21 protein-coding genes are annotated in these 20,366 nt (G+C 72.7%); 7 read left to right on the plus strand and 14 right to left on the minus strand.

The annotated features are described in order from the left end of the window. Window positions 1-542, plus strand: a 542-nt coding sequence (locus ACWD4A_RS18615; RefSeq protein ID WP_451195104.1) for a transglycosylase SLT domain-containing protein, incomplete at its 5' end; no start/stop codon positions are given. 18 nt (window positions 543-560) lie between these two features. Next, on the plus strand, window positions 561-947 hold the full coding sequence (locus ACWD4A_RS18620) for an RNA-binding S4 domain-containing protein (protein WP_451195105.1): 387 nt from the start codon (window positions 561-563) through the stop codon (window positions 945-947). Here ACWD4A_RS18620 and ACWD4A_RS18625 read toward each other — a convergent pair. After that, window positions 941-2,389 (minus strand): aminotransferase-like domain-containing protein, encoded by a 1,449-nt coding sequence (locus tag ACWD4A_RS18625; protein WP_451195107.1) that lies wholly within the window; start codon window positions 2,387-2,389, stop codon window positions 941-943. The genes ACWD4A_RS18620 and ACWD4A_RS18625 overlap by 7 nt on opposite strands. On the opposite strand from ACWD4A_RS18625, the gene ACWD4A_RS18630 reads away from it, so the two are divergent. Together ACWD4A_RS18630 and ACWD4A_RS18635 are read left to right on the plus strand one after the other, a co-directional pair. Next, on the plus strand, window positions 2,388-3,335 hold the full coding sequence (locus tag ACWD4A_RS18630; protein ID WP_451195109.1) for a DMT family transporter: 948 nt from the start codon (window positions 2,388-2,390) through the stop codon (window positions 3,333-3,335). The genes ACWD4A_RS18625 and ACWD4A_RS18630 overlap by 2 nt on opposite strands. 117 nt (window positions 3,336-3,452) lie before the next feature. Next, window positions 3,453-3,653: a DUF1918 domain-containing protein gene (locus tag ACWD4A_RS18635; RefSeq protein WP_451195111.1), complete on the plus strand. Its 201-nt coding sequence runs from the start codon at window positions 3,453-3,455 to the stop codon at window positions 3,651-3,653. A gap of 15 nt (window positions 3,654-3,668) precedes the next feature. Here the strand turns inward: ACWD4A_RS18635 and ACWD4A_RS18640 are convergent, their stop codons facing one another. Continuing rightward, window positions 3,669-4,913, minus strand: coding sequence for a glycoside hydrolase family 10 protein (locus tag ACWD4A_RS18640; protein ID WP_451195113.1), 1,245 nt, complete (start codon window positions 4,911-4,913; stop codon window positions 3,669-3,671). A gap of 185 nt (window positions 4,914-5,098) precedes the next feature. On the opposite strand from ACWD4A_RS18640, the gene ACWD4A_RS18645 reads away from it, so the two are divergent. Both ACWD4A_RS18645 and ACWD4A_RS18650 read left to right on the plus strand, forming a co-directional pair. Beyond that, the gene (locus ACWD4A_RS18645; protein WP_451195115.1) at window positions 5,099-5,959 is read left to right on the plus strand and encodes a 3-hydroxybutyryl-CoA dehydrogenase; all 861 of its coding nucleotides are present in this window, start codon (window positions 5,099-5,101) and stop codon (window positions 5,957-5,959) included. A gap of 170 nt (window positions 5,960-6,129) precedes the next feature. Beyond that, window positions 6,130-6,390 carry a hypothetical protein gene (locus ACWD4A_RS18650; protein ID WP_451195117.1) on the plus strand — a complete coding sequence of 87 codons (261 nt, stop codon included), beginning with the start codon at window positions 6,130-6,132 and terminating at the stop codon, window positions 6,388-6,390. Between the two features lie 37 nt (window positions 6,391-6,427). Here ACWD4A_RS18650 and ACWD4A_RS18655 read toward each other — a convergent pair whose 3' ends face one another. From ACWD4A_RS18655 to infC, 11 genes are all read right to left on the minus strand, one after another. Next, window positions 6,428-6,958, minus strand: coding sequence for an NUDIX hydrolase (locus tag ACWD4A_RS18655; RefSeq protein ID WP_451195119.1), 531 nt, complete (start codon window positions 6,956-6,958; stop codon window positions 6,428-6,430). A 46-nt stretch (window positions 6,959-7,004) separates the two neighbouring features. Beyond that, complete coding sequence (locus ACWD4A_RS18660; protein WP_451195121.1) at window positions 7,005-8,342, minus strand: tetratricopeptide repeat protein; 1,338 nt, start codon at window positions 8,340-8,342, stop codon at window positions 7,005-7,007. Window positions 8,343-8,421: 79 nt separating this feature from the next. After that, entirely contained in the window at window positions 8,422-9,957 is a 1,536-nt protein-coding gene (locus ACWD4A_RS18665; protein ID WP_451195122.1) for an MFS transporter, read from the minus strand. A gap of 12 nt (window positions 9,958-9,969) precedes the next feature. Further along, the gene (locus ACWD4A_RS18670) at window positions 9,970-11,142 is read right to left on the minus strand and encodes a PP2C family protein-serine/threonine phosphatase (protein ID WP_451195124.1); all 1,173 of its coding nucleotides are present in this window, start codon (window positions 11,140-11,142) and stop codon (window positions 9,970-9,972) included. Window positions 11,143-11,351: 209 nt separating this feature from the next. Further along, window positions 11,352-13,862, minus strand: a complete 2,511-nt coding sequence (gene pheT, locus ACWD4A_RS18675; RefSeq protein ID WP_451195126.1) for a phenylalanine--tRNA ligase subunit beta — start codon at window positions 13,860-13,862, stop codon at window positions 11,352-11,354. Continuing rightward, window positions 13,862-14,992: a phenylalanine--tRNA ligase subunit alpha gene (pheS, locus tag ACWD4A_RS18680; protein WP_451195128.1), complete on the minus strand. Its 1,131-nt coding sequence runs from the start codon at window positions 14,990-14,992 to the stop codon at window positions 13,862-13,864. The genes pheT and pheS overlap by 1 nt, the downstream gene beginning before the upstream one ends. 168 nt (window positions 14,993-15,160) lie before the next feature. Beyond that, window positions 15,161-16,240, minus strand: coding sequence for an ATP-binding protein (locus ACWD4A_RS18685; protein WP_451195130.1), 1,080 nt, complete (start codon window positions 16,238-16,240; stop codon window positions 15,161-15,163). A gap of 123 nt (window positions 16,241-16,363) precedes the next feature. Then, window positions 16,364-17,197 (minus strand): TrmH family RNA methyltransferase, encoded by an 834-nt coding sequence (locus tag ACWD4A_RS18690; protein WP_451195132.1) that lies wholly within the window; start codon window positions 17,195-17,197, stop codon window positions 16,364-16,366. Between the two features lie 114 nt (window positions 17,198-17,311). Then, complete coding sequence (gene rplT, locus ACWD4A_RS18695) at window positions 17,312-17,698, minus strand: 50S ribosomal protein L20 (protein ID WP_071964710.1); 387 nt, start codon at window positions 17,696-17,698, stop codon at window positions 17,312-17,314. A gap of 99 nt (window positions 17,699-17,797) precedes the next feature. Further along, complete coding sequence (gene rpmI, locus ACWD4A_RS18700; protein ID WP_071964711.1) at window positions 17,798-17,992, minus strand: 50S ribosomal protein L35; 195 nt, start codon at window positions 17,990-17,992, stop codon at window positions 17,798-17,800. A gap of 129 nt (window positions 17,993-18,121) precedes the next feature. Then, entirely contained in the window at window positions 18,122-18,787 is a 666-nt protein-coding gene (gene infC, locus ACWD4A_RS18705) for a translation initiation factor IF-3 (RefSeq protein WP_451195134.1), read from the minus strand. Between the two features lie 364 nt (window positions 18,788-19,151). On the opposite strand from infC, the gene ACWD4A_RS18710 reads away from it, so the two are divergent. Further along, window positions 19,152-19,529, plus strand: coding sequence for a DUF1844 domain-containing protein (locus tag ACWD4A_RS18710; RefSeq protein WP_451195135.1), 378 nt, complete (start codon window positions 19,152-19,154; stop codon window positions 19,527-19,529). Window positions 19,530-19,566: 37 nt separating this feature from the next. On the opposite strand, the gene ACWD4A_RS18715 is transcribed toward ACWD4A_RS18710, so the two are convergent. Continuing rightward, window positions 19,567-20,352 (minus strand): MIP family channel protein, encoded by a 786-nt coding sequence (locus ACWD4A_RS18715; protein WP_451195216.1) that lies wholly within the window; start codon window positions 20,350-20,352, stop codon window positions 19,567-19,569. Window positions 20,353-20,366 lie beyond the last annotated feature (14 nt).

A 20,366-nucleotide genomic window follows, 5' to 3' on the forward strand; every position in this document is an offset into this window, starting at 1 on the left:
ACACCGCGGCCGCCGACACCACCCACGAGCAGGACCAGCTCACCCAGGCCGCCACCACCGCCGCCACCCAGGCCAAGACCGACGCCGCCAAGGCCAAGGCCCAGGCCGACCGCGACCGGGCCGCCAAGGACGCCACCGCCAGCCGCTCCGAAGACCGCACCCCCGTCCAGCAGGTACCCGCCACCCCCGCCACCCCGGCGGCCCCGGCGAAGAAGGCCTACACCGACAACCTCGACGGCTGGATCACCGAAGCCCTCGACATCATGCACGCCAAGGGCATCCCCGGCTCCTACGAAGGCCTCAAGCGCAACATCATGCGCGAGTCCACCGGCAACCCCCAGGCCATCAACAACTGGGACTCCAACGCCGTCGCCGGCATCCCCTCCAAGGGCCTCCTGCAGATCATCGACCCGACGTTCAAGGCGTTCCACGTCGACGGCACGTCCTGGGACATCTACGACCCGGTCGCCAACATCGTCGCCTCCTGCAACTACGCCGCCAAGACCTACGGCTCCATGGACAACGTCAACTCCGCCTACTGACCGGGCTAAAGTCGACGCATGGCTTCAGACGAGCAGACCGGGACCGTACGGGTCGACAGCTGGATCTGGTCCGTGCGGCTCACGAAGACGCGTTCCCAGGCCGCCGCCGCCTGCCGCGCGGGCCACGTCCGTGTCAACGGTGAACGCGCCAAGCCCGCCCAGACGGTGCGCGTCGGCGACGAGGTGCGGGTGCGGCTGGACGGGCACGAGCGGATCGTCGTCGTCTCCCGGATCATCCGCAAGCGTGTCGGCGCGCCGGTCGCCGCGGAGTGCCTCATCGACAACAGCCCGCCCCCGCCGCCGCGCGAGCACCTCGTGCCGGTCGCCGTCCGCGACCGCGGTGCGGGGCGCCCGACCAAGCGGGACCGCCGGGAGCTGGAGCGCCTCCAGGGCCAGGGTCACTGACCCGTCGTCTCACGACACGCCACCCCCAACCGGCTGACGCCTTCGGCGAGTTCGGCCGTTCCGGCCGCCGCGGCGAAGCTGAGCCGCAGGTGCGGCGCGGCGGACTCCGCGGCGTAGTAGGGGCGGCCGGGGGCGACGGCCACTCCCGCGCGCAGCGCCGCCGCGGCGAGCGCGGCCTCGTCCGTGCCGTCCGGCAGCCGGACCCAGACCGTGAAGCCGCCGGCCGGCACGTACTCCGCCTCCAGCATGGGCAGTTCCCGCCGCAGGGCGGTGAGCAGTGCCTCGCGGCGGGTGCGCAGTTCGGCGGCGACCGCGCGCCGGTGGCGGGGCCAGGCGGGCGAGCCGACGAGTTCGAGCGCGGCCTCCTGGAGGGGGCGGGGCACGAAGAAGCTGTCGACGACCTGGATGGCCCGCAGCCGTTCCAGGACCGGCCCGCGTGCGGCGAGGGCACCGACCCGCAGGCTGGGCGAGGTCGCCTTGGTCAGGGAACAGACGTGGACGACGATCCCGTCGGGGTCGTCCGCGGCGAGCGTGGGCGGCAGCGGCGGGGCGTCCTCGTGGGCGAGGCGGCGGGCGAAGTCGTCCTCGACGACGAACGCGCCCGCCTCGCGGGCGACCCGGAGGACCTCGCGCCGCCGGTCGTCGGCCAGGACCGTCCCGGTGGGGTTCTGGAAGAGCGGCTGGCAGGCGAAGACCCGGGCGCCGCTCGCCCGGAACGCGTCGGCGAGCAGATCGGTGCGCACCCCCCGCGCGTCCATGGGCACCGGCACGAGCCGCAGCCCCGAGGCGCGCGCCGCGGCGAGCATCCCGGGATAGGTCGGCGATTCGACGAGCACGGGCGCGCCGGGCGGCGCCAGGGCGCGCAGGGCGGCGGTGAGCGCGCTCTGGCCGCCCGCGGTGATCAGTACGTCGGAGGGCGCGACCGTGCCCGCCGGGCCGCCGATCTCCCGCGCGAACCAGACGCGCAGCTCCGCCACTCCTTCGAGGGGCGGACGTCCCCAGGCGCCCGGACGGCGGCCGGCCCTGGCGAGGGCGGCGGCGAGGGCGCGTTCGGGCTGGAGCGCGTGGTGGAGGTAGCCGCCGCTGAGCTCGATGACGCCGGGCGGCGGTTCCGCGAGGGTCGTCATGACCCCGGAGGCGTCCACGGTACGGGGGACGGCGTCCCCCGCGGGCTCGGCGCTGAGGGCGACCTGCTGCCAGGACGTGTCACCGCGGCGGGCGGGCGCGCCGTGCGGCTCGGCGCGGAAGGCGCCCGCGCCCGGCCGGGTGACGACCAGGCCCTCCGCCGCGAGGACCCCGAGAGCCCGCGAGACCGTGACCGGGCTGACCCGGAAGCGCTCGACGAGCACCCGGCTCGACGGCAGCTTCTCACCCGGAGAGTAGCGGTTCAGCTCTCCCCGCAGGGTTCCGGCCAGTTCCGCGACGCTGTTACGCTCATACATGAGAGTGAAAGATAGCGCTATCCCCGATGCGGCGATAGCAGTGCACAGCCCGCCGGGCTCTCCGGGCGGGCCCACGGGCCGTACGGCCGCCCTGACCGGCGGCACCCTCCTCGCCGCTCTCGGCGTGGCCGCCTTCTCGCTGACGTTCCCCGCGACCGCGTGGGCCCTGGAGGGGCTCGGGCCCTGGTCCGTCACCACCTGCCGGGTGGTGCTGGCCGCGCTCGTCGCGGGCGGTCTGCTGCTGGTACGGCGCGTACCGCCGCCCGCGCGCCGCCACTGGCCCGCGCTGCTCGCGGTGGCCGGGGGCACGGTCGTCGGTTTCCCGCTGCTGACGACGCTGGCGCTGCGCACCTCCACGACCGCGCACGCCGCGGTCGTGGTGGGGCTGCTGCCGCTGACGACGGCCGCGTACTCGGCGGTGCGGACGGGGACCCGGCACTCGCGGGCCTTCTGGGCGGCGGCGCTGGCCGGGGCCGCCGTGGTCCTCGGCTTCGCCCTGCAGCAGAGCGGCGGCGCGCCGACGCTCGGCGACCTGTATCTGTTCGCGGCCCTGCTGGTGTGTGCGGCGGGCTACGCGGAGGGCGGCAGGCTGGCGCGGGAGATGCCGGGCTGGCAGGTCATCGGCTGGGCCCTCGTCGGCTGTCTGCCCGTGGCCGCGGTGGGTGCGGCGGCCGCCCTGTACGCGGAGCCGGCGCGGTTCACCGGGCACGCCGTCGCCGGGCTGCTGTGGCTGGCGGTGGGATCGCAGTTCCTGGGCTTGCTGGTGTGGTACCGCGGGATGGCCGTGATCGGTGTGGCGAGGGCGAGCCAGCTCCAGCTCGCGCAGCCGTTGCTCACCCTCGGCTGGTCGGTGGGGCTGCTCGGCGAGCGGCTGACGCCCGCCGCGCCCGTGGCCGCGGTCGCCGTGCTCGTCTGCATCGCGGTGACCCAGCGCACGCGGGGGTGAGCGCGCGGTCGGCATCGCCTCGAATGCGCCATGGAGCGGGCCATATACCCCAGTCCACCGTAGAATTGGGGGCACCCGAGCGCACCAGTCGAACCTCGATCGGAAGGATCAGTGCCGATGCATGCGAGCAAGGGTGACCGGTTGGTCGTGCATGGCCGGACCGTCGGACAGCAGGACCGCGTCGTGGAGATCGTCGAGGTGCTGGGACCGAACGGCAACCCCCCGTTCCGCGTCCGCAAGCAGGACGGCCACGAGACGGTCATGTCGCCGGGGCCGGACTGCGTGGTGGAGCACCACAAGGCGTCCGATTCCGTGTGAGCACCACGGCCGCCCTCAGCGCGGGGGCCGTACCCTGCGGGGGTAGTGGTCGTGGACCACGCGGGCCAGCGCGCCGATCCGGTCGGTGACCACCTGCGTCGCGGAGAAGTAGACGTTCCCCAGCACCTCGCCCTGTGTACGGCACAGTGTGAGGTGCCGGGAGAGTTCGGCCGGGTCCTGCCAGGGCGCGGACTGTGTCGGATCACCGGCGCGGTAGAGCGCCTCGCCCACGTAGAGGTGCACCCCGGTGCCGCGTACGGTCCGGGCCCACCAGGGCACCAGCTCCGCGTAGTCGGCGGGCGCGAAGCCGATCGGCCAGTACACCTGCGGCACGATGTAGTCGATCCACTCCTCGCGCACCCACTTGCGGGTGTCGGCGCCCAGGTCGTCGTAGGTCTGCACCCCCGCCCGGGTGTCCGATCCCAGGGGGTCGGTCGTCCTGTTGCGCCATACGGCGAACGGGCTGATGCCGAACCGCACATGGCGCTTGCGCCGCTTGATGCGCTGCCCCATCTCCCGTACCAGGCGGTCGATGTTGTCGCGCCGCCATGCCGCCCGGTCGGGGTGGCCCGCGCCGTAGCGCTCGTACGCCGCGTCGTCGTCGAACCGCTGCCCGGCCACCGGGTAGGGGTAGAAGTAGTCGTCGAAGTGCACGCCGTCCAGGTCGTAGCGGGCGACGGGGTCGAGCATCGCGTCCTGGACGAAGCGCCGCACCTCGGGAAGGCCCGGGTTGTAGTAGAGCTTCCCGCCGTAGGGCACCACCCAGTCGGGGTGCAGCCGCGCGGGGTGGGTGGGGACCAGCCTCCCGGGGTCGGTGTGGTTGGCGATGCGGTAGGGGTTGAACCAGCCGTGCAGTTCGAGGCGGCGGTGGTGGGCCTCGCGCACCGCGAAGGCCAGCGGATCCCAGCCGGGACCGCGTCCCTGAGTGCCCGTCAGATACTCGGACCAGGGCTCGTACGGGGAGGGCCAGAACGCGTCCGCGGTCGGCCGGAGCTGGAGGATCACGGCGTTGAGCCGGCGTTCCACCGCGGCGTCCAGGAGGGCGAGCAGCTCCGCCCGCTGCCGGTCCGGGCCGAGCCCCGGCGCGGACGGCCAGTCGACGTTGACGACGGTGGCGATCCACATCCCCCGGAACTCGCGCCTCCGGCGAGCGCCGCTCGCGTCGCCCCGGTCGAGTGCGGCCGTCCCGCCCGCCGCCAGCATCGTGGACATCACCCCAGCGGCCGCCACGGTGAACCCTCTTCGACTCATACGCCCCATATGCGGGCCACTCCTTGTCGGATCGGTCACACCATACGGGCAGAGCATGCCCGCCCCGGCCCCATCGGCACCGCCCGTCGCGGAGTAACGTCTGGAACGAGGCGGGGACCGGGGGTCCTCGGCACCGCGACCCGGTGCGGGAGGACGGCCTCCGCCGGACGACCGAGATCAGCGAAAGGCACGATGTGACGACCGACATCGCACGCGTCGGAGTAGTGGGCTGCGGCCAGATGGGCGCGGGCATCGCCGAGGTGTGCGCCCGTTCCGGCCTGGACGTCAAGGTCGCGGAGACCACCGGCGAGGCGCTGGAGCTGGGCCGCACCCGGCTCATCAACTCCCTCGGCAAGGCCGCCGAGCGCGGCAAGATCACCGAGGCCGAGCGGGATGCCACGCTCGCCCGGCTGAGCTTCACCACCGACCTGGGGGAGTTCGCCGACCGCGACCTCGTCATCGAGGCCGTCGTCGAGAACGAGCAGGTGAAGACCGAGATCTTCCAGGTCCTGGACCAGGTCGTCACCCGCCCCGACGCCATCCTGGCCTCCAACACCTCCTCCATCCCGCTGGTGAAGCTGGCCGTGGCGACGTCCCGCCCGGACCGGGTCATCGGCATCCACTTCTTCAACCCGGCCCCGGTGCAGAAGCTCGTCGAGCTGATCCCGGCGCTCACCACCGGCGAGGAGACGATCAAGCGCGCCGAGTCGCTGGTCTCCAACATCCTGGGCAAGCACGCGATCCGCGCCCAGGACCGCTCCGGCTTCGTCGTCAACGCCCTCCTCATCCCGTATCTGCTCTCCGCCATCCGGATGTTCGAGTCCGGCATCGCGAGCCGCGAGGACATCGACAACGGCATGGAGCTGGGCTGCGCCCACCCCATGGGCCCGCTGAAGCTCTCCGACCTCATCGGCCTGGACACCGTCGCGTCGGTGGCGAACAGCATGTACGAGGAGTTCAAGGAGCCGCTGTACGCCGCTCCCCCGCTGCTCCAGCGCATGGTCGACGCGGGCCGCCTCGGCCGCAAGACGGGCTCGGGCTTCTACTCGTACTGAGCCCGCCCCGGCCCGGCCGCTACGCGAAGTCACCGTCGCACACCCGTGTTCGCACGGGGTGTGCGGCGGTGACCCGCACATCTCCCCCGCACACGCTCCCGCCGCGCCCCGCCGGGCGGTTGACTCGCTTCCGTTGGTACAGACAGCTTCTTCCGGAAGGGGTACGGACCGTGACCAGCCATCCCGAGCACGCCGTCAGGTCGGCAGAGCTCGCGGAGCTCAGGCGGAGCCTCGATGTCGGCGTCGTCCGCATCGACGGCCACCTCGCCCTCCTCACCCAGCGCGGCGACCAGACGGAGCACGAGATCGCCGCGCTGGACGAGCGCGTACGGGCCCTGGAACACGGCACCTGGCCCCTGCCGTCCATAGCCGCGCTCACCGGCCTCGCCGCCCTGGCACTCGCCGTCTGGCAGGCGGTGGCCGGCCGATGAGCGCGGGACGCGTCCCCCGGCGCGCCGTCACGGGGACTCAGCCGAGCCTGATGTGGTGCAACAGCATCAGCGCGGCCGCCATGTTGGCGGCCGGCACCTCGCCGCGGCCGATCAGATCGGGCACCAGCTTGAGCGGCACCCACTCACGGCGGTCCGACTCGAAGTCGTCCTCCGGCTCGCCGATGTACTCGGCCTCGTCGGACCAGTAGATGTGATGGCGGGCGTCGGTGAGGCCGTTGGACGGCTCCACCGACATCAGGTGCCGCAGGGGGCCGGGCCGCCACCCGGTCTCCTCCTCCATCTCCCGGGCCGCCGCGAACGCGAGGTCCTCGCCGTCCTCGACCACGCCCGCGGCCAGTTCCCAGCCCCAGTTGTCGGTGATGAAACGGTGCCGCCACAGCAGCAGGACCTCATTGGCCTCGTTGACCACCGTGGCCACGGCGACGGGCCGCAGCCTGATGAGGAAGTGGTCGAGGTGGCGGCCGTCGGGGAGTTGGACGTCTGCGAGATTGACCCGGAACCAGCGGTTCGAGTAGACGGTCCGTTCCCTGAGATTCTTCCAACGCACGTGTTGCCACCTTCCGCCGAGGTGGCCACCTCCCCGGGCGCTGTCCTCACAGGGGCACGCGCAGCGCCCCGTCGATCATCTCGGCGGCCTCGGCTGTGGCCGCGCACCCACTCTCGATCAGGTGCTCGCGCACCGCCCGGAGCCGATCCCGTAAGCGCTGCGATTCCATGCCTCTCGCCTGCTCGGTCATCTCCCGTGCGGTGGCCACCGCCTTGTCCGCGTCTCCTTGACGCAGCTCGATGTGCGTGAGCATGGCGAGCCGGTGGACACGGCCCCGGTCGTGGGCGGGGGTGTCGACGGCCCGGTCCGCGTGCTCACGGGCGGGTCCGAGATCGCCGAGGCTGAGCAGCGCCTCCGCCACCTGTACGTTCACCAGGCCGGGCTGCACATAGCCGGTCTCGGCGGGTTCCTGGCCGCGGCGGATGCGCTCGGCGGCGCTCTCGGCACGGCGGATGCAGGCCAGCGCCCCCACCCCGTCGCCGAGCCGGGCGTACGCCTTGGCCTGCATGGCGTAGAGGTCGGCCGCGAGGGCCGGGGTGAGCTCCGGACCGGCCGCCCGCAGCGCGGACTCGGCGAACGCGACCGCCTGCCGGTACTCCCGCATGAAGAGCGACTGGTTGACGAGGAGGGCGATCACATACGCGCCCAGGCCGCGGTCCCCGCTGGCCTTGGCCAGCCGCAGCGCCTGGTGGAAGTAGCGCTGGGCGAGCCCGTGGGCGTCGGAGTCGTAGGCGCAGATCCCCGCGACGGCGACCAGCCCGCCGGTGGCGCGGTGCAGTTGGCGGCCCGTCTCGTCGGTGTAGCTGCCGCGCAGCAGGGGTGCCGTCTCGGAGTTGAGGAAGCCGACGACGCGGGCGCGGGTCGCGATGCCGCCCGCCTTGCGGTACATCTGCTCGTAGTGGGTGCGGGCCGCGCGGAGCATCTCGATGTCGTCCATGGAGACGCGGGTGAGGCCGCGCCGGGAGACATCGGCGTCCTCGGGCGGGTTCTCCCACTCCCAGACCGGGATGACGGCGGGGGTACCGGTCACGGCGGGGGCGCTGACCACGTGTTCCCGCTGCTGTTCGTCGGAGCGCCAGAGGGCGGTGGCGCGCTCCACGAAGCCGGAGAGCGGGGTGTTGGGCAGCCGCGGGCTGCCGGGGGTGCCGAGGCCGATGTCGTCCAGGGTCAGCGCGCGGTGCAGCCGGTCGCCGAGCACCTCGCAGATGAGGTCGGGCACTTGACCGCGGGGCCGCTGGCCACGCAGCCAGCGGGCGACGGCCGTGTGTTCGTAGCGCAGCGCCAGGCCCCGGGCCCGGCCCGCCGCGTTGACGTGGGCGGCCAGGCCCGCGTGGGAGATCCCCGCTTCGTCGAGGATGGCGTCAAGGAGTGTGTTGGGCTCCATCCTGCCCTCCGAGGTGCTCGTTGGGATCAGCGTAGGGGAGATCGCTTCGCACGGGGTGTGAACCGGACGTCACCATTCGTCAAAGGGAGGTGGAGCCCCGGGAGTTGGGGTCACCGGCGACTTCCGGCCACTCGCCCTCCGCGCCACCCTCGGGAGGTGCCGCGGCGGACAGCGGGGTGGCGATCTCCTCCAGGGACCTGCCCTCGGCGTCGATGCCGAGGAAGAGCTCGGTGAGACCGCCGACCACCATGACGAAGGCGCCCAGGAGATAGCCGAGGAAGAGCGTGGTGCGGTTGCTGCCGTCGCCGATCAGCCTGCCGTAGAGGTACGGGCCGCTCGCCCCCACGCACTGGGCGAGGGCGAAGAAGACCGCGATGGCCTGGCCCCGCACCTCCAGCGGGAAGATCTCACCGACCGTCAGATATCCGGCGGACGCCCCGGCCGAGGCGAAGAAGAAGATCAGGCACCAGGCGGCGGTCTGGCTCGCCGCGGTCAGCAGGTCGGCCTGGAAGAGCGCGGCGGTGACGGCCAGGGCGCAGCCGGAGAAGAGATAGGTGCCGGTGATCATGCGGCGGCGCCCGAGGGTGTCGAAGAGCGGGCCGAGCAGGACGGGCCCGAGCAGGTTCCCGGCGGCGAAGGCGATGAGGTAGAGCGGGGCGCGGTTCTCGTGGACGCCGTAGAACTTGGTCAGGACGAGGGTGTAGGTGAAGAAGATGGCGTTGTAGAGGAAGGACTGGGTGATCAGCAGGGTGGAGCCGAGGACGGAGCGGCCGGGGTAGCGCTTGAACAGCAGCCGCAGCAGGGTGGGGTAGCCCGCGCGCGGCGCCTCCTTGAGGAGGATCGCCCGGCTCTCGTCCACGGGCGCGAGGACGTGCCCGGTGCGCTCGACCTCGCTCTCGATGCGCGCGATGGCCTCCTCCGCCTCCCGCTGCCTGCCGTGCATGGCCAGCCAGCGCGGGCTCTCCGGCAGATGGCGGCGGATCATGAAGACGGCGAGCCCGAGGAGCGGTCCGAGGAGGAAGCCCAGCCGCCAGGCGATCCGGTCGGGGAAGGCCGCGAGGAGCCACAGCTCCGCCACCGTGCCGAGGATCGCGCCCGCCCAGTAGGTGCCGTTGACCAGGAGGTCGACGCGGCCGCGGAAGCGGGCGGGCACCATTTCCTGGATCGCGGAGTTGATGGCGGAGTACTCGCCGCCGATGCCGGTGCCCGCGAGGAAGCGGGTGAAGTACAGGAAGGCGTACCAGCCGGTGCCCTGACCGAGCGTCAGCGCGGTCAGTCCGCTGCCGAAGAGGTAGACGCCGAAGGTGAGCAGGAACAGCTTGCGCCTGCCGAGGCGGTCCGCGAGCCGCCCGAAGAAGAGCGCTCCGGCGACCTGTCCGACGAGGTAGACCGTGGCGATCAGCCCGGCTTCCCCGGTGGAGAGGCCGAGGGTGTCGCCGCGGGTGAGGACGGCCGCGACGGCGCCCGCGACGGTGATCTCCAGGCCGTCCAGGATCCAGGCGACGCCGAGCGCGACGACCATCCTGGTGTGGAAGGCGGACCACGGCATCCGGTCGATCCGGGCGGGGATGAGGCTGCGTACGGCACCGGGCGGTGCGGCCGGGGGCTCGGTCACGGAAGCGGCTCCTCAGCTGCTCGGTTCGCCACTACGGGCCAGGCGGAGGGGAGTTGGCGGGGCGAGGGCGGGCCGCCGGTCGTTGCACAGCACCAGCAGGGCGATGTCGTCGGAGATCCGGCCGCCGGTGTGGCGCAGCAGGGCGGCCTGGACCTGCTCGATCACGGTGGCGGGGACGAGGGGCGGGCCGTGGGCGGCGGCCTCGGTGAGGGCGTGCGCGAGCGGGAAGAAGGCTCCGGTCCCGTCCCGCGCGTCCTCGGCGCCGTCGGTGTGCAGTACGAGGGCGTCGCCGGGGTGCAGCCGGGTCAGCCGGGCGACGGGCAGTTCGGACGGCAGGGGGAACAGCCCGAGCGGGGGCAGCGGGTCGCCGTCCGCCACCGCGGCGGCCCGCGCCCGGCGGCCGGGGCGGCCGCCGGAGATGCGGTACGGCCAGGGGTGGCCGCAGTTGAGGCCCGTGACGACGCCGTCGGAGCGCACTTCCAGCAGGAGGACGGTGACGAACTCCTCGCCGGACGGCGGCTCCGCCGCCCGCTCCCCCAGGTGCCGCTGGAGGGTCCGCTCCAGGCGGCGCAGCACGTCCGCGAGTCCGGGCTCGTCGTGCGCGGCCTCGCGGAAGCTGCCGAGCATGGCGGCGACGGTGGCGATCGCGGTGAAGCCGTGGCCGCGCACGTCGCCCATGACGACGCGGACGCCGTGCGGGGTGGCCAGCGCCTCGTAGAGGTCGCCGCCCACGAGCGCGCCCTCGCTGACGGACAGATGGCCGCTCGCCAGGGGCATCCCGTCGATCAGTGGCGGCAGGGGGCGCAGCAGCACCCGCTGTGCCGCGTCGGCGATCTCGCGGGTGCGCTCCAGGTCGCGTACGAGCAGGCGCCGGCGGCGGGTGATGGGATAGCCGACCGCGGCGACGGCGAGGATGGCGCCGCAGGTGCCCAGTCTGACGCCGGTGTCCACCCGGCCGACCGGGCCGAGGGGGGCGAGCGCGAACACCGCGCAGACGCTGGCGACCACGAGGCACTGACGGCGGCCGGTGCCCGCACAGGCGATGGCGGGCGTGGCGGCGAGCAACTGGACGGCCTGGGCGCCGTGGGGTGCGAGGAGCACCCAGGCGACGACTCCCAGGACCCACAGCCCGGGGAGCGCGAAAACGAGCCCCCTGCGCCAGCACACCGTCCCTGTCCGGATCATGGGCCTCGGCTCCCCTAACAGCAACGACGCGCCCGATTCTCGCGAGCGCCAAGCGCTGTATTCAGGCCATGGGCCCGATTCCACCCTATTGAGTGATATTCGGACACTCGGTGACGATGGCATGTATGAGGGGCGCACCCATGATCTGGGTGCGCCCCTCAACTGTTCGGCTGCCGCGCGGGGTCACGCCCCGCGCGGCGGCGGGTGCGTCAGGCCCCGCGCAGCACCGCGCCCGTGCGCTCGACGGCCGCGGCGACGGCCGCGTCGCGCGCGGCGGTCGCCTCGTCGGCGGTCAGGGTGCGGTCGGCGGCGCGGAAGCGCAGCGCGTAGGCGAGGGACTTCTTGCCCTCGCCGAGCTGCTCGCCGGTGAAGACGTCGAACAGGCGCAGCGACTCCAGGAGTTCACCCGCGCCCGCGCGCAGCGCGGCCTCGACGTCGGCGGCGGCGACCGGGGAGTCGACGACCAGGGCGACGTCCTGGGTGGCCACCGGGAAGGAGGACACGTGCGGGGCCTCCAGGGCACCGGCGCCCGCCCGCTCCAGGAGGTCGAGCTCGATCTCCATGGCACAGGTGCGCTCCGGCAGGCCGAACGCCTTGGTGACGCGCGGGTGCAGCTCACCGGCGCTGCCGACGAGCACCTCCTCGCCGTCGACCAGGGCGAGCAGCGCGGCGCAGCGGCCCGGGTGGTACGGCGCCGTCTGGTCCTGGCGGACGATCAGCTCGACACCGGCCTCGCGGGCGACCGCGCGGCCGGCCTCGATGGCGTCCGCCCAGGTCGACGGGCGGCCCTTGCCCCACCAGCCGGCCTGCTCGCGGGCTCCGGCGAGGACGACGGCGGCGTGCCGCGGCTGCCGGGGCAGTGCGGCGTTGAGGCCGGCGATCTCCTCGTCGGTCGGGCGGCGGTCGACGGGCAGCCGGACCGCGGCGCGCTCGGCACCGGTCGGCCGGAAGACCAGGCCGGTCTCGAACAGCGCGAGGTCGTGCTCACCGCGGCCGTCGTTGCGGCGCAGGGCGGCGAAGAGCCCCGGCAGCAGGGTGGTGCGCAGCGCGGGCTCGGTGTCGGAGAGCGGGTTGACCAGGCGCACCACGATGCGGCGCGGGTCGTCGGCCTCCAGACCGAGCTGGTCGAGGGCGGCGTCCCCGAGGAAGGGGTAGCTGGGGGCCTCGACGTAGCCGGAGCCGGCCAGCGCGCGGCCGACGCGGCGGTGCAGGCGCTGCCGCTCGGTCAGGCCGCGGCCCGCGGGCGGCTGCGGCAGGGTGGAGGGCAGGTTCTCGTAGCCCTCCAGCCGGACGACCTCTTCGGCGAGGTCGTTGGGGTCGGTGAGGTCGGGGCGCCAGGACGGCACGGTGACGATGAGCTCGTCCTGCCCGTAGACGTCGCAGCCGACCTCCTGGAGGCGGCGGACGACGGTCTCCCGGCCGTACTCGACACCGGCGACGCGGTCCGGGTGGGCGGCGCTCATCGCGATCGTGCGCGGCCCGCTGGGGGCGACGATCTCGGTGACCCCGGCCTCGGCGGTGCCGCCCGCCAGCAGCACCATCAGGTCGACGGTGCGCTGGGCCGCCGCGGAGGCAGCGGCGGGGTCGACGCCGCGCTCGAAGCGCTTGGACGCCTCGGAGGACAGCTTGTGCCGGCGCGCGGTGCGGGCGATGGAGACGGCGTCGAAGTGCGCGGCCTCGACGACGATCTCGGTGGAGCCCTGGTCCGCCCCGTGGTCGGCGATCTCGGTGTCGGCGCCGCCCATGACACCCGCGAGGCCGATGGGGCCGCGGTTGTCGGTGATGACCAGGTCCTCGGGGTCCAGCACGCGCTTGACGCCGTCGAGGGTGGTGAGCTTCTCACCGGCCTCGGCGCGGCGCACGCCGATCGGCCCGTCGACGCGGGACCGGTCGTAGGCGTGCAGCGGCTGGCCGAGTTCGAGCATCACGTAGTTGGTGACGTCGACGGCGAGCGAGACCGTGCGCATGCCGGCTTTCTGGAGGCGGCGCTGCAGCCAGATCGGGGAGCGCGCCTCGGGGTCGAGACCGGTGACGGTGCGCGCGGTGAAGCGGTCGCAGCCGGCCGGGTCGGCGACCTGGACGGGGTAGCCGTAGCTGTTGGGCGCGGGCACGTCCAGCAGGGCCGGGTCGCGCAGCGGCAGGCCGTACGCGGTGGCGGCCTCGCGGGCGACGCCGCGCATCGACAGGCAGTAGCCCCGGTCGGGGGTGACAGCGATGTCGAGGACCTCGTCGACGAGCTCCAGCAGCTCGATGGCGTCGGTGCCGGGCTCGTACTCCTGCGGCAGCACGATGATGCCGTGCGTGCCGTCGTCGCCCATGCCCAGCTCCTCGCCGGAGCAGATCATGCCGTGCGACGTCCGGCCGTACGTCTTGCGGGCGGCGATCGCGAAGTCACCGGGCAGCACGGCGCCGGGCAGCACGACGACGACCTTGTCGCCGACCGAGAAGTTGCGGGCGCCGCAGACGATCTCCTGCGGCTCACCGGTGCCGTTGGCGGTGCCGACGTCGACCGTGCAGAAGCGGATGGGCTTCCGGAAGCCCTCCAGCTCCTCGATCGTGAGGACCTGGCCGACGACCAGGGGGCCCGTCAGGCCCGTGCCGAGCTGCTCGACGCGCTCGACCTCGAGGCCGGCGGAGACGAGTTTGGCCTGGACGTCGCGGCCGGTGGTACCGGCCGGCAGGTCGACGTACTCCCGCAGCCAAGAAAGCGGGACCCGCATCAGATCTCCATCCCGAACGGCCGGGTGAAGCGCGTGTCACCCTCGACCATGTCTCGCATGTCTTCGACGTTGTGGCGGAACATCAGCATCCGTTCGATGCCGAACCCGAAGGCGAATCCGCTGTACTTCTCCGGGTCGATGCCCGCGGCGACCAGCACCCGGGGGTTGACCATGCCGCAGCCGCCCAGCTCGATCCAGCCCTCGCTGGAGCAGGTGCGGCAGGGGCGGTCGGGGTTGCCCACCGACTCGCCGCGGCACACGTAGCACTGCATGTCCATCTCGGCGGACGGCTCGGTGAACGGGAAGTAGTTCGGGCGCAGCCGGGTGGACATGCCCGCCCCGAAGAGCGCCCGGACCATGTGGTCCAGGGTGCCCTTGAGGTCCGCCATGGTCAGGCCCTCGTCGATGGCGAGCAGCTCGACCTGGTGGAAGACCGGGGTGTGGGTCGCGTCCAGCTCGTCGGTGCGGTAGACGCGCCCCGGGCAGATCACGTAGATGGGCGGCTCGCGGTCGAGCATCGTGCGGACCTGCACCGGGGAGGTGTGGGTGCGCAGCACGACGCCGGACTCGGTGCCGTCCTGGCCCTCGACGGCGTGCCGGACGAAGAAGGTGTCCTGCATGGCGCGGGCCGGGTGGTCCGGCTCGAAGTTCAGGGCGTCGAAGTTGAACCACTCCGCCTCGACCTCGGGGCCCTCGGCGACCTCGTAGCCCATCGCGACGAAGACGTCCTCGATGCGCTCGGAGAGGGTGGTCAGCGGGTGCCGGGCGCCCGCGGGTACGCGGTCGTACGGCAGCGTGACGTCCACCGCCTCCTCGACCAGCACCCGGGCGTCGCGCTCCGCCTCCAGCTCCGTCTGGCGGACGGCGAGGGCCTTGCTGACGGCACCGCGGGCCATGCCCACGCGCTTGCCGGCCTCGGCCTTGGCCTGCGGGGGCAGGGCGCCGATCTCGCGGTTGGCGAGGGACAGCGGCGAGGTGGGGCCGGTGTGGGCGATCTTCGCCTCGTGGAGGGCGTCGAGGCCGCCGGCGGCGGCGAAGGCGGCGAGCGCCTCGTCCCGCATGCGCTCGATCTCTTCCGGTTTCAGTGCCTCGACCTCGACAGGGTCGTACGACTTATTGGGTGCGGACATCTCTTCCCGTGCTTCCGATTGTCCCCCAGCTACCGCTGGGAGGTGCCCCCAGGCATCGCCTTCGCTGCGCGGCTTTGCCCGACTGTGTTGGTGCCAAGGTCGTGCCAAAGGTGCCAAAGGTCGAGTCTAAAGGGCGCGTGTGGTGGGGTGGGCCCGCGGGCCGCGCCGTCAGCCCTGGGAGAGGAAGGCGGGCGCGCACACGGGCAGCGTGAACCGGAACCTGGCGCCGCCGCGGGGGCCCCTGTCCACCGTGATCGTGCCGCCGTGGGCCTCGACGATGCCCTTGACGATATAGAGCCCCAGGCCGGTGCCGCCGCGCTTGCTGCCCCGCCAGAAGCGGGTGAAGACGCGGCCCATCGACTCCTCCGGAATGCCGGGCCCCTCATCGCTCACGGTGACCGCCGTCCCCTCCGCCCGGGCCTTGGCCGGCGCCGGTGACACCTCTATGGTGACGGTCCCCTCGCCGTGGCGCACCGCGTTTTCCAGGAGGTTGCCCAGCACCTGGTCGATCTTGTCGGGATCGGCCCAGAGCTGCGGCAGCGGCTCGACGACCTTGATCAGGAAGCGGTCGGGCGGCTGTCCGGCCGTGGTGTGCGCCTGCACGTGCCGCTGGACGGCGGCGACGAGGTCGACGGGCTGGCGGCGCACCTCCAGCCGTCCGGAGTCGATCCGGGAGATGTCGAGCAGCTCGGCGATGAGCCGGGTGACGCGGTCGGCGTCGGCGTCGACGGTCTCCAGCATCAGCCGCTTCTGGTCGTCGGTGAACCGCTCCCACTTGGCGAGCAGCGTCGCGGTGAAGCCTTTGACGGACGTCAGCGGCGACCGCAGCTCGTGGGCGACGGTGGCGATCAGCTCGGCGTGGCTGCGCTCGGTGCGGCGGCGGGCGTCGGTGCCGCGCAGCTGGACGACGAGGCGGCGGACGGGGCCGGTCGGGCGGTCCCGTACGTAGCGGGCGGAGACCAGCACCTCGCGGCCGCCCGGCAGCAGCAGATTGCGCTCGGGCTGCCCGTTCCGGGTGGCGAGCCCGCCGTAGGGGTCGGTGAGGGGCCACCAGCGGCGGCCCTCCAGGTCCTCCAGGGGCAGGGCGGTCTCCAGCGGGCGGCCCAGCGCCTCCCGCGGCGCGGTCGCCGTGATCCGCGCGGCGGCGGCGTTGAAGCAGGTCACGCGGCCGTTCTCGTCGGCGACCACCAGGCCGTCGGGGAGGTCGTCCGGATCGAGCCCGGGGTCGGCCGGGCCATGCGCGGGCATGTCACGGGCACCCCCGGTTCCCTGGGATCCACGCACCTCGGCCGGACCCGCGTCGGCCACACTTCCGGAAGTCCTGACCCTCATCACCCGCACCCCCTCCCGAACCCCCGGGGGGCAACCCTACTAGCTGAAGGTCACGGAGCGGCACCCTCCGGGTGCGCGCTGCGCACGGGCGGAGGCGTAGAGGCACACCGCGGCGGCCGTCGCGAGGTTCAGGCTCTCGGCCTTTCCGTGGATCGGCACCCGCACGACGGCGTCGGCGAGCGCCCGGGTCTCCTCCGGCAGGCCCCAGGCCTCGTTGCCGAAGACCCAGGCGGTGGGCCCGCCCATGGTGCCCCGGTCCAGCTCCGAGTCCAGGTCCCGGTCCCCGGCGCCGTCGGCGGCCAGGATGCGGACACCGGCGTCCTGCAGGCCGCGCACCGCCTGCTCGACGGGGACGCCCACGGCGACCGGCAGGTGGAAGAGGGAGCCGACGGAGGCCCGTACGGACTTGGGGTTGTAGAGGTCGACCGAGGCGTCGGTCAGCACCACGGCGTCCGCGCCCGCGGCGTCCGCGCAGCGCAGGACCGTACCGGCGTTCCCGGGGTCGCGCACGTGGGCGAGGACGGCCACCAGCTTGGGGCGGCCCGCCAGGATCTCCTCGAAGGGCCGGTCCAGGAAGCGGCACAGGCCGACGATGCCCTGCGGGGTGACGGTCTCGGACATCGCGGCGATGACCTCGTCCGTCGCGGTCAGCACGGGCACTCCGGCGGCCAGGGCGGCGGTCACGATGTCGGTGTGGCGTTCGGCGGCGTCCGGGGTGACGTACACCTCGACGAGGTGCTCGACGGCCTCGCGGACGGACTGCGGGCCCTCCGCCAGGAAGCGGCGTTCCTTGCCGCGGAAGCTGCGCTTGGCAAGACGGCGGGCCGCGATGACACGGGGCGATCGCAGGGACGTCAGCTCGGGGGCCGCCATGGGCTCACTTTCGGTTGCTGGGTGGTACGGACCGGCCGGGTGCGTGGGGCCGGACGCGAGCGGACCCGCAGGCCAGTGGCCTGCGGGTCCGGTCGTTTGCCTTGCGGCGCCGAATCAGGCGGCAGCCTTGGGGGCGTTGACGTCGGCCGGCAGCGCCTTCTGGGCCACCTCGACGAGCGCGGCGAACGCGTTCATGTCGTTGACCGCGAGCTCGGCCAGGATCTTGCGGTCCACCTCGATGTTGGCGGCCTTCAGACCCTGGATGAGGCGGTTGTACGTCATGCCGTTCTGGCGGGCAGCGGCGTTGATGCGCTGGATCCACAGCTGACGGAAGTCGCCCTTGCGCTTCTTGCGGTCGTTGTAGTTGTAGACCAGGGAGTGGGTGACCTGCTCCTTGGCCTTGCGGTACAGACGCGAGCGCTGGCCGCGGTAACCGCTGGCCGCCTCGAGGATCGCCCGACGCTTCTTGTGCGCGTTGACTGCGCGCTTGACGCGTGCCACTTGTTAACTCCTTGTAGCGGGGCCGCGGTGTTCTCACACGGCCCGAATTCGATTGGGTCCCGGTCCGACGCGCACCCCGTGGTCACGGGGTGCGGAGCGTCACTTGCCGAGAAGCTTCTTGATCTTCTTGGCGTCGCCCGGGGCCATCTCGGCGTTGCCGGTGAGGCGACGCGTCAGCTTGGACGACTTGTGCTCGAGCAGGTGGCGCTTGCCGGCGCGCTCGCGCATGACCTTGCCGGAGCCAGTGATCTTGAAGCGCTTGCTGGCACCGGAGTGCGTCTTGTTCTTCGGCATCGCGCCGTATCTCCTCGTCGGTGGCGCCCCCTCCGCACCGGAAGCGGGCGGACGGGAACGTCAGCTTGTTCGATTGCTGTCCCGGGGCTGGGCCCCGGGGGCGATCCGTGGGGCCCGGAAGCCCCTGGATCACGCCTCTGCGGGCTCCTCGGCGGACTGCTCCTGCTCGGCGGGAGCACCCTGGCGCTCCGCCTTGCGAGCGGCCTGCGCCTCGCGGGCTTCGGCCATCGCCTCGGTCTTCTTCTTGTGCGGACCGAGGACCATGATCATGTTGCGGCCGTCCTGCTTCGGGTTCGACTCGACGAAACCGAGGTCCTGGACGTCTTCCGCGAGCCGCTGCAGCAGTCGGTAGCCGAGCTCCGGCCGGGACTGCTCGCGACCACGGAACATGATCGTGATCTTGACCTTGTCGCCCTGCTTGAGGAACCGGACGACGTGACCCTTCTTGGTGTCATAGTCGTGCGGGTCGATCTTCGGCCGGAGCTTCATCTCCTTGATGACCGTGTGCGCCTGGTTCTTGCGCGCCTCACGGGCCTTCATGGCCGACTCGTACTTGAACTTCCCGTAGTCCATGAGCTTGCAGACCGGAGGACGGGCGTTGGCCGCCACCTCGACGAGGTCGAGGTCGTACTCCTGGGCAAGCTCCAGGGCCTTGGCAAGCGGCACAATGCCGACCTGCTCGCCACTGGGACCGACAAGTCGCACCTCAGGGACGCGAATCCGGTCGTTGATGCGGGGCTCGGCGCTGATGGATCCTCCTCGGTAGCACCACGCGGCCGCCTGGCGGACAGCCACGTAACGTCTGTTCGTAAGACCAACCGCGCCGGTACATGAAAAACGCCCCGGACGGGACACAGGCGGGGCTCCATGAAACCGGAACACCGCCACGGCGAGCCGCGGGGCGCATCTATCGGGCAGCTCCATCGTCCGTACGGAACGATGGGCACCGCCTGACCGGAGACCTGCCGACCCTCGGGCCGGCCAGGTGGGAGAACGGAGCCTCCACTTGTGGGCCGGGCACGCTAGTGACCGACCGGTCGGGGTCCAGCATACCAGCGACCCGGCCCGGTCCCCACCCGTGCGCACGGGGGTCATAGGCTGGGGCACTGTTCCGCCGCCCGCGCGCGGCGGGAGTCCCCACAGAAGCGGAAGAGCAACGATGAGCGACGCCACCCCCGAGTCCGCCCCCGCCGCCGAGCAGGCGCCGGACTTCGACACCATGACCCGTGACATCGCGGACGTGCCCGCGGTCGAGGTGATCACCACGGTCGCGGTGCACCTGATGAGCTCGGCGGCGGTCAACCTCGGCCTGGCCGAGGACGGCGAGGCGCACAAGGACCTGGACGAGGCCCGCAAGCTGATCACCGCGCTCGCCGGCCTGGTCACCGCGGGCGCCACCGAGATCAGCAACTTCCACGCGGCTCCGCTGCGCGACGGCCTGAAGTCGCTCCAGCTGGCCTTCCGCGAGGCGTCCGTCGTCCCGGACGAGCCGGGCAAGGGTCCGGGCGAGAAGTTCACCGGGCCGGTCTTCGGCTGAGCCGTCATCTCTCCGGCCGTCATCTCTCCGGCCGCCGTCAGGCGCCGGGCTCCGGCCCGGCGCCGGACTTCGGGGCCATACCGGACTTCGGGCCGGTGTCGGGCTTCGGGGCCTTCGAGAGCTCGTCCGCGAGGTTCGCGGGCCCCTGGCGCGGGTGGGTCACCTGGTGCGCGACGGCCGCCAGCGCGCCGCCGATCAGCGGGGCGACGATGAACAGCCACAGCTGGGACAGCGCGCCCCCGCCCGCGAAGAGCGCCGGGCCGATGCTGCGGGCCGGGTTCACGGACGTGCCGGTCAGCGGGATGCCGATCAGGTGGATCACGGCGAGTGCCAGGCCGATGGGCAGCCCGTCGAAGCCGACCACCGCGATCTTGTGGGTCACCGCCAGATAGACGAAGACCAGCAGGAAGGTCAGGACGACCTCCGCGAGGAACGCGCCGCCGGTGCCGATGTGCACCGCCGAGCGGTTCCCGAAGCCGTTGCTGCCGAAGGCGCCGTGCGTCTTGAGCCCCGGCACCTGCTTGGCCAGCAGGAACAGCACCGCCGCGCCCACGATGCCGCCGAGCACCTGGGCGATCCAGTACTCGATGGCCGTGCGGAGCGTGATGCGGCCCTCCACCAGCAGCCCGAGCGTCACCGCCGGGTTGACGTGACAGCCCGAGACCGGCCCCAGCGCGTACGCGAGGGCCAGCAGGGTGAACCCGAAGGCCAGCGCGATGCCGAGCACGCCGATGTAGTCGGCCGCGAGCACCGCCGAGCCGACGGCGAAGAAGACCAGCAGCGCGGTGCCGAGGAATTCGGCTGCGACGGTTCTCGTCTGCACGGGATCGAGACTCA

The organism is Streptomyces sp. NPDC002537 (genome assembly GCF_053594975.1).